The organism is Sphingomonas sp. DBB INV C78 (genome assembly GCF_042693015.1).
Lineage (GTDB): Bacteria > Pseudomonadota > Alphaproteobacteria > Sphingomonadales > Sphingomonadaceae > Sphingomonas_E.
Genome location: NZ_CP170544.1, coordinates 4,767,357 through 4,780,170 on the forward strand (window position 1 = coordinate 4,767,357; position 12,814 = coordinate 4,780,170).

Annotated in this window: 11 protein-coding genes; 7 read left to right on the forward strand and 4 right to left on the reverse strand. The window is 67.3% G+C overall.

What is annotated here, in order from left to right; genetic code table 11:
• The first annotated feature begins 54 nt into the window (after window positions 1-54).
• Window positions 55-333 carry a hypothetical protein gene (locus ACFB49_RS22795; protein ID WP_380874026.1) on the forward strand — a complete coding sequence of 93 codons (279 nt, stop codon included), beginning with the start codon at window positions 55-57 and terminating at the stop codon, window positions 331-333.
• On the forward strand, window positions 330-2,165 hold the full coding sequence (locus ACFB49_RS22800; protein ID WP_380874028.1) for a hypothetical protein: 1,836 nt from the start codon (window positions 330-332) through the stop codon (window positions 2,163-2,165). Before ACFB49_RS22795 ends, ACFB49_RS22800 begins: the two co-directional genes overlap by 4 nt.
• Before the next feature lie 213 nt (window positions 2,166-2,378).
• On the opposite strand, the gene ACFB49_RS22805 is transcribed toward ACFB49_RS22800, so the two are convergent.
• From ACFB49_RS22805 to flgE, 3 genes are read right to left on the reverse strand one after another with little or no spacing between them, the layout of a single operon-like run.
• On the reverse strand, window positions 2,379-3,287 hold the full coding sequence (locus ACFB49_RS22805) for a flagellin (protein ID WP_380874030.1): 909 nt from the start codon (window positions 3,285-3,287) through the stop codon (window positions 2,379-2,381).
• A gap of 12 nt (window positions 3,288-3,299) precedes the next feature.
• Complete coding sequence (locus ACFB49_RS22810; protein ID WP_380874031.1) at window positions 3,300-5,396, reverse strand: flagellar hook-associated protein FlgK; 2,097 nt, start codon at window positions 5,394-5,396, stop codon at window positions 3,300-3,302.
• A gap of 49 nt (window positions 5,397-5,445) precedes the next feature.
• Window positions 5,446-6,744 (reverse strand): flagellar hook protein FlgE, encoded by a 1,299-nt coding sequence (gene flgE, locus ACFB49_RS22815; RefSeq protein ID WP_380874033.1) that lies wholly within the window; start codon window positions 6,742-6,744, stop codon window positions 5,446-5,448.
• A gap of 169 nt (window positions 6,745-6,913) precedes the next feature.
• On the opposite strand from flgE, the gene ACFB49_RS22820 reads away from it, so the two are divergent.
• The 5 genes from ACFB49_RS22820 (at window position 6,914) to ACFB49_RS22840 (ending at window position 11,152) form a co-directional block, all read left to right on the forward strand.
• Window positions 6,914-7,321 carry a flagellar biosynthesis repressor FlbT gene (locus ACFB49_RS22820; RefSeq protein ID WP_380874035.1) on the forward strand — a complete coding sequence of 136 codons (408 nt, stop codon included), beginning with the start codon at window positions 6,914-6,916 and terminating at the stop codon, window positions 7,319-7,321.
• A gap of 13 nt (window positions 7,322-7,334) precedes the next feature.
• Entirely contained in the window at window positions 7,335-8,672 is a 1,338-nt protein-coding gene (gene fliI, locus ACFB49_RS22825) for a flagellar protein export ATPase FliI (RefSeq protein WP_380874037.1), read from the forward strand.
• The gene (locus ACFB49_RS22830; protein ID WP_380874038.1) at window positions 8,656-9,090 is read left to right on the forward strand and encodes a hypothetical protein; all 435 of its coding nucleotides are present in this window, start codon (window positions 8,656-8,658) and stop codon (window positions 9,088-9,090) included. Before fliI ends, ACFB49_RS22830 begins: the two co-directional genes overlap by 17 nt.
• Window positions 9,087-10,055, forward strand: coding sequence for a peptidoglycan-binding protein (locus ACFB49_RS22835; RefSeq protein ID WP_380874040.1), 969 nt, complete (start codon window positions 9,087-9,089; stop codon window positions 10,053-10,055). Before ACFB49_RS22830 ends, ACFB49_RS22835 begins: the two co-directional genes overlap by 4 nt.
• 173 nt (window positions 10,056-10,228) lie before the next feature.
• Window positions 10,229-11,152, forward strand: a complete 924-nt coding sequence (locus ACFB49_RS22840; RefSeq protein ID WP_380874042.1) for a sigma-70 family RNA polymerase sigma factor — start codon at window positions 10,229-10,231, stop codon at window positions 11,150-11,152.
• Between the two features lie 83 nt (window positions 11,153-11,235).
• On the opposite strand, the gene ACFB49_RS22845 is transcribed toward ACFB49_RS22840, so the two are convergent.
• A complete protein-coding gene (locus ACFB49_RS22845; RefSeq protein ID WP_380874043.1) occupies window positions 11,236-12,660 on the reverse strand; it encodes a ComEC/Rec2 family competence protein in 1,425 nt (474 codons plus the stop codon).
• Window positions 12,661-12,814 lie beyond the last annotated feature (154 nt).

Consider the following 12,814-nt stretch of genomic DNA (forward strand, 5'->3'; position numbering starts at 1 on the left):
TGCGGCTGTTCCTCATCCTATAATAGAATGAAATCTCACGAAGCAGGTGCATGGATGAGCCGCGATCAACGGCCCGGCAGGGTAAGGGTCATTTCTTCGGGCCGCCCGCCCGAACCGCCGCAGCGGCGGCGCGGCGATGTCGACGCGAACCCGAATGCGGGGGCGGCCGGATCGGCAGATGAAGCCATGCCGGGCGCGGTGCGGCCGATGGTCGCCGCGGCCGCTGCGCCCGCCGTCTCGCGCGTCATGCTGGTGCTGCTGTTCGTGATCGGCTGCGGCCTTGGCGGCGGGCTGATCGCGGCGCTCGGCCTGTTCGACGTGGGGATCGCATGAAGATACCCTTCCTGCTCGCTTCGGCGGCGGTGCTGGCGGCGCCGGCGCTGCCGCTTTCGCGGGCCGATGCGACGGCTTCCACGCCTGCCGCACCGCCTGCGCCGCCGGTATCGACTGCGCCGCTGTCCGGCCCGGCCCCCACCTCTACGCCGATGGCCCGGCTGCCGGGCTTCGCGGCGGAACTCGCCCAGCGGCCGCCGATGGCGATGCCGTCGGCCTGGGTTGCGATTCCAGAGGACAAGGCGTGGCAGGCGCTGGCGCGGGCGACCGCTTCGGATCGTCAGCAGGTGCGCTGGGAATATGTTCGCAGCCTGATCGCGCGGGGGCGCGGCGCCGAGGCGAATGGCGTGCTCGACGTGATGCGCCAGGACGATCCCGATCTGGCGATGGTCGATGCCTTTAAGCTCGCCCGCGGGATTGCGCTGGCGATGATGGCGCGGCCAGCCGACGGCTTTGGCGAGCTTTCCGCCCCCGGCCTCGTCAACAATGCTGAGGCGTGTGCCTGGCGGCTGCGGACATTGGCCGAGACCGGCTTTGCCGATCAGGCGCTGAGCCAGCTTGGCTGTGCGGAGCCGGCGTTGCGGGCACGCACGCCGGGCGATCGCGCGGCGTTCGTCATTGCGGTGGCGCGGGCTGGAATAGAAAGCGGCAAGCCGGATCTGGCGATGCGCTGGCTGGCGCAACTGCCCGATCGCGACCCTGCCGCCAATCTCTATCGCGGCCGCGCGCTGCTGGCGATGCGCCAGCCCGATCAGGCGCGGCTGCGCTTCGCGCGCGTCGAGAAAAGCGGGGGCATGGGCCTGCGCATGGACGCGCGGCTGAGCGCGATCGAGGCCGAGGTCGCCAACCGGACATTGGGGCCGACGGCGGCGCTCAAGCGGCTGGAGGCGCTGCGTTATGTGTGGCGCGGCGATCATGTCGAGGAACGCGCGCTGCAACTGAGCTATCGGCTGAGCGTCGAAAGCGACGATCTGCGCGGGGCGCTCCAGGCCGGCGCGTCGCTGTTCCGCTTCTTCGATCCGGGCCGGCAGGGGCCGGACTTCCTGGCGGGTGTGCAGGCGCAGCTTACGGCGGCGCTCGACCCGGCCAGCAAGCTTTCGATCGACCAGGCGGCGGGCCTCTATTGGGATTATCGCGATCTCGCGCCGAGCGGGGCTGCGGGCGACCTGCTGGTGAGCCGGCTGGGCGAACGGTTGCAGGCGGCCGGCCTCTATGGTCGCGCGGCGGATCTGCTGGAACATCAGCTTTTCGTCCGCGCGCAAGACATCACGCAGGGGCCGCTTTCGGCCAAGGTGGCGACGCTCCACATCCTCGCCGGGCGGCCCGATCGCGCGCTGATCGCGCTGCGCAAGACCGCCGGCAACCCCTATCCGCCGGACATGCTCCACGCCCGCCAGCGGGTCGAGGCGGTGGCGCTCGCCCAGGTCGGCAAGGTGGCCGAAGCCTTTGCGGTGCTGCAGGACGTGCCCGGCGCCGCGGCGCTGCGCGCCGAAATCCTGTGGAAGCGGCGCGACTGGGCGGCGCTCGCCGGTGAAATGGCGCCGGGGCTGCCGCCGGTCGGGCGGATGAGCGACGTCGATCAGGCAATGGTGCTGCGCTACGCCATCTCGCTGGCGATGCTGGGGCAGGAGGACAAATTGGTCGAGTTGCGTGTGCGCTACGCCCCGACCTTCGCCAAGCTTGCGACGCGGCCCGTGTTCGACATGCTCACAGCCGCGGTCGGCACGGTCGACCCCGCCGATGTGGCGCGGGCGATGGCCGCGATCCCGAGCGTGAGCCCGGCCGGCGAGATCGCCGATCTGATCGACGCGGGGCCGCAGGCGAAATCTTGACCAAGCTTGATCCTCCCCGAGCTTGTCTCGGGGAGGTGGCGCGCGAAGCGCGACGGAGGGGCATTACGCAACGGTGGAATTACCCCTCCACCATGCTGCGCATGGTCCCCCACCCCCGAGACAAGCTCGGGGAGGATCTAAGTTTCGCACCCACCCACAAAAAGGGCGCCCCGGATCGACCGGGGCGCCCCTTTTCTCATGCCGTAACCGCGATCAGCGCAGGAAGTTGGCGAGCGACAGGCCGGAAAGCTGCGAGAAGACCGAGTAGGAGGCTTCGAGGATCGATTTGCGCTGGGCGATGTCGATCGCGACCTGACCGAGATCGGCGTCTTCGACGCTGCCGATCACCTCCTCCAGCAGCAGTGCGCGGTCTTCGGCGCGGACGCCCATGGTTTCGATCTGGTTCTGCTTGCGGCCGACCTCGCCATTGACGGCGCGGAGATCGGTCACGCCCGCGTCGAGCTCACCGATCGCCTGGCGCATCGCCAGCTTCTGCGCGTCGGTCGGCTTTTCACCGATCGGGCCGGCTTCGGCCAGCGTGCGGAAGGCGCGGATGAGATCGGGCCCGACATCGCTGGCGACAACGCCATATTCGACGTCGATGCCGTCGCCGACGCGGGCGGACAGGCGCACCTGATCATTGGCGAAGGCATCGGCCGGATCGAGACCGATCGTGTCGGCCAGCGTCTGCGGTTTCAGCGGGTCCGTGTCGGTCTGCGCACCGGCGAAGAGGGGGAGGCCGCCTTCGCGCGCGTTCATCGCGTTGCGGAAATCGGTGAAGGCGGCCTCGATCGCTTCCTGCAGGCCCGGCCCGTCGCCGGTGCCGACCGCGGTGAGCAATTGCTCGCGCAACTTGGCCATGCTGTCGTCGACCTGGTTGAGATGCGCTGCATAGAGATCGGTCGTCGTGCCGACGCGGGTCGCGACCGACTTATGCGCTTCCTGCTGGGCAAGCATCGCGCGGGCGGAGAGCGTCCGCACCGCATCGGTGCCGAGGCCCGCATAATCATGCGCCTTCTTGCGGGTGTTGAGCTGCATCTGGCTGATCGCCAGGCCCTGCTGCGACTTTTGGATCGCGCCGGACATGGTCCGCTGCAGCGGAATGGTGGCTACGCGTGTCATGGCGGATCTCCCTTATTTCAACATACCGATGAGCGTGTCGTACATCTCGCTCGCAGTGGTCATCACCCGCGCCGCGGCCGAATAGCTGTTCTGCAGCACGACCATCTGGGCGAGTTCTTCATCGACATTGACGCCGGCGAAACTGTCGCGGCGGTTGACGGCATCGTCGCGCCGGGCGGCGGCGTCTTCATATGCGGTCTGCGCCTGGGCGGACTGCGCGCCGACGCGGCCCAGCAACTGGCTGGAAAAGCGATCGACGGTGATGACGCCGTCCTTGCCGAGATCGACCGCCTTGGCGAGGCTGTCGATGATGGCGGTGGCGCCGCGCACGTCGCCCGCGCCGATCGCCTTTTCGCCGACGGCGGCGTTGAGCTGGAGCATGGCGAGCGGCAGGCGCGCGGCGCTGGCGAGGATGTCGGGGCGTACCTCGGCACTCTTGAGGCCGCTGGCGTCGCCGGTCAGGCCCGACAGCGTCGAGAAAGAGAGGCCGGTGCCGTAGCGGTTGGTCGAATCCGAGGGAATCTGGATCGTCGCGCCGGTTGCAGCGACGGTCGGCTGGAACTGGATGCGGCCGCGATCGTCGAGCGCGAAGCTGCCGAAGCCGCCGAGCGGACTCGCGTTCAGCTCCGTCACGAGGTCGCCCCAAGTCGAGCCCGCCGAACCGGTGAGGGTGTAGCTGGTCAGCGCCCGGCCGCTGGCGTCGCGCAGCACGATCTCGGCAGTTTCGCCCACCGGGAAGCCGTGCGGATCGCTGGCGATCAGGCCGGAGGGGACGAGCGCGCTGGTTTCGCTGCGGATAAGATCGTTGAGGCCGAAATATTGCGAGAAGCCGACACCCGCGCGATCGCTGGGGGTGGTCGGGTCCTGCGCGATTGCGATGCCGGCATTGGCGGCGGTCGCGCTGATCGTCAGCTTGCCGCCCGCGAAGGTGGCGCTGGCATCGGGGGCGAGCCCGGCGTTGATCGCGTTCACCGCATCGTCGACCGTAGCGCCGGCGCCGAGCGCGTCGAAATCGACGGTGGTCTTGGCAATCAGCGTGCCATCATTGCCGACGACCGCGAACACCGCCTTGCCGGTGAAGCCGAGCCGATCCGTGTTGGTGAGGCCGGTCGAACGGCCGGTGAGCGAGGCGGGCGGCGGCATGGTGGTGCTGCCGTTGGAGGCGGAGTTCAGCGCCTCGGCCAGCCCGCTGAACAGCACGCCCAGCTTCTCGGAAAATTCGGGGAGCGCGCGATCGCGCATGTCGATCAGCCCGCCCAGCTTGCCGCCGATCGCGGCGGAATCGATCTTCTCGCCGGTCGAAGCGCCGGTCTTGCCGTCGGCATCGGCGAAGCGGATGTCGATCGCCGGATAGGTCGGCTGCGACGCGCCCGAGCCGCCCGGATAGACGAGCTGGCGCAGCCTTTTGTCGAGCAGCACCTGGCCGGAGGCGGAATCGATCGTGACGCGGCCGTCGGGCTGTTCGCGGATATTGACCTTCATCATCCCGCTCAGTTCCTCAAGCGCGATCATGCGGCGATCGGCGGCGCCCGCGGAACTGCGGCCGAGACCGTCGAGACGCGCGACCTCGTCATTGAGATCGTGGATCTGACGCAGCAGCACATTTGCCCGTTCGACCGTGTAGCCGACTTCGGATTCCACATCGGCGCGCAGGCTGGCGACGTCACGGTCGAGCTGGTTGAGCGAACTGATCGTATCCTGCACGTCGGCGGTGAACTTCGCCGTCGCCTGGGCCGATCCCTGCAGGCCCGTCATCTGCTGGGCCGAAGTGGCGATGGCGGACAGACGCGCGGCAAGGCCCGATTCCGCGCCCGGCGCGCCGAGCAAGGATTGCAGCCGATCGAGATAGGAGGAGGCGGCTTCGGACCGCCCCATATCGCCGGCGCGGCGATAGACCGCGCTTTCGAGGAATTTGTCGGCGACGCGCTCAGGCTCGCCGACGACGACGCCATTGACGCGCCCACTGGTGACGCCGGTGCTGAGCGCCACGCGTTCGCGGGCGTAACCGGCGGTGCCGACATTGGCGATATTGTTGGATACCGACCGCATCCCCGCCTGCGACGCGGCGAGGCCGGACATGGCGGAACCGAGGATCTCGTTCAAAGACAAGGGAAACTATCCTTTGGCTGGCAGATTGCGGATGCGGTCGGTAATCGGATCAGCGTTTCAGGTTGCTGACTTCCTGGAGCATGTCGTCGACCGTGGTGATGATCTTCGACGATGCGCTGTAGGCCCGCTGGAAGCGGATCATGTTGGTGAATTCCTGCGCCAGATCGACGTTGGAGGCTTCGAGCGAGCTTGCCGCGATCGCACCCGAGCCCAGCGAGCCCGGCTTGTTGATCGCGAAATTGCCCGATTCCTGCGACATCGCATAGGCGTTGCCACCCAGGCGGGTGAGGCCGTCCGGGTTCTGGAAGGTGGCGAGCGGCAACTGGTAGATGGCGCGCGAGGTGCCGTCTTCGAAGATGGCGCTGACGACGCCTTCCGCCGAAATCTCGACCGAGGCGACGGTGCCGAGCATGCCGCCATCGACCGAAGAGGAGAGGAGGGCGGATTCACCGCTGAACTGGGTGAGGCCGTTGAGGCCGCCATCATCGCCGAGCTGGAGCGCAATCGGCACCGAGCCCGCACCGTTCGTCCAGGTCGGGTTGAGATCGGCGAACAGAGCCGCGGTCGAGCCCGCGAGATCGAGGCTGCCGTCGGCGTTGAACATCACGTCGCCGCTCGCGAGCAGGCCGCCAGGTGCGGTGACGTCGCTGGCCGGATCAGCATAGATTTCCGTCGACCACTGGTTCACGCCGGTCTTGACGAAGCCGAAGGTGATGCGGTGCGGATTGCCCTGCTGATCATAGACGTCGACCGAGCGCGAGAATTGCGGCGTCACCGTGCCCGAGGCCATATCGCCCGCGGTGTAGGCGGCGACCGGCGTCGTCGTGGACTGGAGGTTGGCGCGGAGCTGCACCTTGGTCGACGGCAGCGCCGCACCGGTCAGCGAGTTCGGCCGGATCGGTTCGAGCGCATTGAGATTGCCGGTGTTGACGTAATTGCCCTGCGCGTCGAGCGGCCAGCCCTGAAGGTAGAAGCCGCTGGTGTTGCGCAGAAAACCGGCGGGATCGGGCTTGAACGATCCGGCGCGGGTGAAGGCGATCTCCGCATTGGGATCGGATGATGAGCGGACGACGAAGAAGCCGGCGCCGTCGATGCCGATATCGGTGAGGCTGCTTGATGCCTGGAGCAGACCCTGCTTCGAGATCATCGCCTGCGGCGCGGCCGAGACGCCGCCCGCGGAATAGCTGGTACGGACGCGACCGTCGGTGACGAGCGTGCGGAAATCCGCCGAGACGCCCTTGTAGCCGATGGTGTTCACGTTGGTGATATTGTCGGCGACGGTTGCCATCGCGCTGGCCTGTGCACCGAGACCCGAAACGCCGGCGTAAAGTGCGGAATAAAGGCTCACAAAATTCTCCCGTGCGTGGTGGCCGGCCAGCCGCCTGGGAGCGCCTGCCTGATCCACAGCCATAATAGGAGGACGGAAGGGCCGACCAAATATCGGCAAAATTTTCCTAGCTGTCAGGCCGATGCCGCGCCGTGATCCTATAATGAGGAAAACGGATATCGAGGGACAGATGGCGCTTCGGATTACCCTTCGCGATGGCGAAAAGATCATCGTCAACGGCGCGGTGCTGCGCGCCGTGGGCCGCACCGAATTGGCGGTGGAAAATAATGTCGCGCTGCTGCGCGGCCGCGACGTGATGAACCCGGACGAAGCGAACACGCCCGCCCGCCGGCTCTATTTCGCATGCATGATGGCCTATATCGACCCCGCCAATCAGACGCGCCATCAGGATGCCATCGTCACCTTGGTCCGCGAACTGATGGACGCCTTGTCGTCGGCCGAGGCCCGCGCGATGTGCATCAGCTTTGCCCAGAAGGCGGCGATGTCCGATTTCTATCGCGCGCTGGCCGATTGCCGCTGGCTGATGAATTATGAGGCCGCGGCGATGGCCCGGCCGATCGCGACCGCCGCCGCCTGACCGGCGCCTGGTCATGCTGACACTTGCTTCCGCCGCAGCCGGGCTGCGCGCGCTTTCGCCCGACCGGCGCTTCGGCCGCGTCGTCGCCGTGCGCGGCGCGCTGATCGAGGTCGAAGGGCTGGCGGGCGCCGCCCAGATCGGATCGCGCCTCAGCCTCGCCGCGCCGGGCGGCGTGGTCGATGCCGAAGTCACTGGGCTCGACCGTGGCGTCGCGCATTGCCTGCCGTTCAGCGATCCGCAGGGTATCGCCTCGGGCGCGCGGGCGGATCTTGGCGCGGGGCAATTCTCGCTGCGGCCGTCATCGGCCTGGCTCGGCCGGATGATCGACGGGCTCGGCCGGCCGGTCGATGGCAAGGGCGTGCTGCTGTGCGGAGCCGAGCCGCGGCCGATCAAGGCGATGCCGCCGCTTGCCTCCGCTCGCGCCCGCGTCGGTGCCAAGGTCGAAACCGGCGTGCGTGCGCTCGATATCTTCGCGCCGTTGTGCCGCGGCCAGCGCTTGGGCCTGTTCGCCGGTTCGGGCGTCGGCAAATCGGTACTGCTGTCGATGCTCGCCCGCTGGACCCAATGCGATGTCGCGGTGATCGGCCTGATCGGTGAGCGCGGCCGCGAGGTGCAGGAATTTGTCGAGGACGATCTGGGGCCGGAGGGGCTTGCCCGCAGCGTCGTCGTCGTCGCGACATCGGACGAGCCCGCGCTGATGCGGCGGCAGGCGGCATGGACGACATTGGCCGTCGCCGAATATTTCCGCGACCAGGGTCTCAACGTGCTCTGCCTGATGGATTCGGTGACGCGCTTTGCGATGGCGCAGCGCGAGATCGGTCTGGCGAGCGGCGAGCCGCCGGCGACCAAGGGCTATACGCCGACCGTGTTCGCGGAGCTGCCGCGCCTGCTGGAGCGGGCAGGGCCGGGGCTGGCGGGGCAGGGATCGATCACCGGACTGTTCACGGTTCTCGTCGATGGCGACGACCATAATGAGCCGGTGGCGGACGCGGTGCGCGGCATTCTCGACGGGCATATCGTCATCACCCGGCGGATCGCCGAACGCGGCCGCTATCCGGCGATCGACATCCTCAAATCGGTGTCGCGTACCCTGCCGCACGCGCATAGCGATGAGGAAAATTGCGTGCGTGTCGCCGCCCGCCGCGCGCTTTCCACCTATAATGACATGGAGGAGATGGTCCGGCTCGGCGCTTACCGCGCCGGCGCCAGCCCCGAGGTGGATCAGGCGGTGCTGCTCGCGCCGCAGATCGAGGCGTTGCTCACCCAGGGCAAGAATGACCGCGGCTTTGCCGAGGAGAGCTTCGCGGCTCTCGCGGCGATTTTGGAGGGCCAGGATGAAGACCCCGTTTGATGGCGCGTTGCGCGTGCAGCAGCGCGAGATCGACGATGTTCGCGTCGCGATCAACGTGCAGGTCAACCAGCTCGTCCAGATCGAAAATTCGCGCGCGGCGGTGGACGCCACGATCGAGCGAGAGACGGCGGCCGCGGCCGACGACCTGAATTTTTCCTACCATAATTATGTCGCGCGGATGTGTGCCGAGCGGGCGCGGCTGCGCGAGGATCAGGCGCTGATCGATGCGCAGTTGGCGCGGCTGCGCACCAAGGCCGCCGCCGCTTACGGATCGTTCAAGGCGATCGAAACCGCCGCCGATGGCTTCCGTTCATCGGCCGAGCGCGCCATCGCCAATGCCGAGCAGGCGCAGATCGACGATCGCGCCGCGAGCGCCTTCATCCGTACGCGATACGCACAGCGCCGCGCGCGGGCATGATCAGCCGCATCGATTCGACGCGCCTCGACACCCAGCAAAAGGCCGAGCTGATCTTTCAGCAGGCGCGGTCCGAACTTTCCAACCGATTGTGGCAGGCCGCACTGGGCGGCGAGGCCACGGGTGGGACGGAGCGATCCATGGATGCCGCGGCGCCCGAATTCAGCATGGATTCGCTGCTGGCGGTGCTGGAGACGGGTCAGCCGGCTGCGCCCCGTGCGACGCTGATGGCGGCACCGCCGCAGCCGCGCGCCTTCGTCGAGCCCGATGAGGAGCGCTCATTGCGATCATCCTATAATAAGGATGGGGTCGGTGGGCTTGGAGTTAATTCGGTCTATGCCGGCACGTTGAAGGCAGCGGCGGAGCGCACCGGCATACCGGCCGCGGCACTGGCTGCGATCGTTCATGCCGAATCCGCCAAGGGTGCGGACGGCCGCTGGCTGGTCTATTCACGCAACCCGCGATCCAGCGCGGCAGGGCTGGGCCAGTTCCTGAGCGGCACATGGCAAGGCGAGACCGAGCGTCGCGGCAGTTGGCTCAACGCCACGGCGCGCGACCGCGGCTGGCTGGACACCAATGGCAAGGTGCGCGCCCATGCGCGCGCGGAATTGCTGGCGTTGCGCTATGACGGCGATGCCTCGATCCAGGCGATTGCGGACTATTCACGGTCGAATCTCGACAAGCTGAAGCGCGTCGGTGTCGATCCCGGCGCGGGCGAAGCTCGCGTGGCTGAACTCGCTTATCTCGGCCATCATCTCGGCCTGGGCGACGCCATCCGTTACCTCAAGGGCGGGCTCGATCCCGAACGGGCGCGCCTGTTGCTCGACGCGCAGGTCGGCCGTGCCGCGGCCGAACAGCGAATCAGTGCGGCCGGCGATGCGCCCAGCGCCCATCGTGCGTGGTTGAACGACTATGTCGGCCGCAATCTGCAGACCGCTCGCTTCCAGAAAGACGTCTCCGTCGGCTGACGGAAACTCCGCGGAATTGGCGGGGTTCCGCGATTCCTGCTGACGTCACTTATAGGATAAATACGTAGGCAATATGGGAGAATATCGTTTGTTAACCTTTTCCGGCGAATCTTGTCCTCGGTGAGGGGGAACAGACGGTCGGCGTCTCGTCCCCACAAACGGGAGGGCATCCAATGTCTAAGACGACGATCGCACTGGAAGCGGCTGTTGCCGCGGTTATCGCCAACACGGCCGCGGAGGGCGCCAAGCCCACGGCCCGACAGCGCGTCGAGGTCGATCGGGCTTTCGCGCGCATCCTGAAGCTGATTGCGCCGCGCATCCGCCACTTCATCCGCCAGTACGGTCTGGCCGCGCACTGGGACGATGCCGAGCAGGCCTGCGCCATCGCCGTCCACCGCGCCATCCAGGCCTATGAGCCGGAAAAGGCGCAGTTCACCACATTCGTTAACTGGCAGATCCGGGGGGAACTGCAGAGCCTTCGTTTCCGGCTGATGACCGATCAGCGTCCGTCGGCGAAGAAGGTCGATGCGACCACCATCTCGATCAACGCGGTCGTCCACGGTGTCGATGGCGAGGAAGCCTCGCTGGAAGCGATCATCGAGGACGAGGACGCGCTGTCGCTCACCGAATCCGCGGCGTCGGACTATCTGGCGGGCCGCGCCACCGCGTCGCTGGTCGACAGCTATGTCGATCATCTGCGGACCACCGCAATGGGTCAACTCCGCCGCCGTCCGCGCGCCAAGAAGCGCGTGCTCAACCAGCCGTGCGAGATCGAGCACAACCTGCCGGCGCGCCCCAAGCCCCGCATCCACGGCATCGATCCGGAAGAGCTGGAGAAGCTGGAGCAGCGCCTGACCCGCAACCGCGAGATCGTCGAGCGCCGCCTGTTCGAGACGATGCCCTTCGCGGTCGAAGAGGAAGCTGGTGTCACCAAGGAACGCATCCGCCAGATCACCAAGCGCGCCGCCAAGACGATGGCCGAGCTCGCCGGCAGCGAACCCAAGTTCATGATGATGGCCGAATATCGCCGCCCAGGCGCCGTCCGCGCCCGCGTCCGCAAGACCGCGGCTGCCGGCGACGCCTCCCCGGCCGCCTGACCCCTCACCCTTCTGCCGCGGGGCGACGGCCCCGTGCGCCCAACGGCCCCGCCGGCTCACGCCGTGCGGGGCCGTCCCGTTGGCTACGGCTTCACGAACCGATACGTCCCGTCGGCCTTGGCCTTCAGCCGCAGTGTGCCTTCCCAGCCGGTGCCGTAGATGGCACGGCGGATGACGACATCCTTGAAGGGCGTTTCTTCCTTCTCCGCGCCCCAGAAGGTTTTGGGGGATCGCCGGCTCGAGACGATTTCGGGCTGCTTCTGCATCAGCGCGATCGTGCTGAGCCGGGGGTGGCCGTGGTCGAAGGCGGTGGAGGCGGCAGTGGAGGAGCGGTCGCCCATCGAGAGGATTGCGATCCTGGGCGATGTCACCTCGATCAGCCGGTCCGACATGCCGTTCTCGGCGCCATGGTGCGAGACGTGGAGGACATCGACGTCGAACGCGCTGAGGTTATCCTCATATTCCGTGAGCATGTCGTCGATCCCTTCCTGCTGCAGATCGCCCATGAAGAGCAGGCTGGCCTTGCCGAAATCGATCCGCACGACGACGCTGTGGTTGTTGGGGGAGATGTAGCGCCGGGCTTCGGCGGCGCTCGCGCCGACAAGCGCATCGTTGCGGCTGCCCCAGAAGGCGGTGATCTTGGGGTCGATCGTCGGGCAGGATATGGGATCGATGACCGCATTGGTGGAGCCGGTGGCGGAGGTCTGGTTGGCGAATTCGACCGCGCTGTAATTGGCGCCCGCGGCGCGTGCGGCTTCCCGCGCTTTGGTCTGCGCGGCGAGCGAGCCTTCGGTGCCGGTCTGGCCATTGTCGACGATGTTGCGGATCTTGAACGCGCCGGCCGCGTCGCCGAAACCCATCAGCGACAGGCCGAAAAGATGGTCCTTGTGGGGATGCGAGGTGAATAGCACGTCGATCGTGCGGTTGAGCGCCGGGCGGGCGGCGAAGAAGGATTCGAGATAGGCGGTGAACATTTTGCCGCCATTGTCTCCACTGCGATATTCGCCGCCGGTGTCGATCACGGTGACGCCGCAGGGAAACTCGACGATCGCCCCCGCGCCCTGGCCGACATAGACGAAGTGGACGATCATCTCCTGATCGAGCGCGGCGGGCGCGGCCGCCGGGCCTGGGTGAGAGCGGCTGGCGGCAGGGCGGGAGCGCCAGCGCGGCATGTTGGCCGTTTCGCGCACGGAGCGCAGCAGGGGGAAGGGCATGGGCTGCGGCGAACGCGAGGCTTCGGGCGACGCGGCCTCGGGCTGGATCGTGCGCGCTGCCTCCTGCTGGTTCATCGCCTCCACCGCCTGATCGACGACGGCGCCGCCCGCCGGCTGGCCGACGAGCAAAGGTGTGCCGCTGTCTGTGGGAGAGGCGGGTTGATAATTGGGGCCGAAGACTTCTTCGCCCTGATCATCCAGATAGGGCGCTTCCTCAGGCAGCGGTGCGGTCTGCGCGAACAGGGGGAACGCGCCCAACAGGGCGGCCAGCGTCAGAGCAGATGCAATCCTCATCGCCCACCCCGCTTCCCGCGGCCGTTGGCCTTTCGTGCGATGGCGATCCTAAACGATTTTGGTCATGCTTGCTTGCTGATACTGGCGGGGGTTCAGAAGTCGCGGGCGTGAAGGGATGTTGTCGGCCGATGCGGGCGGCGGCCCGGCACAGCCT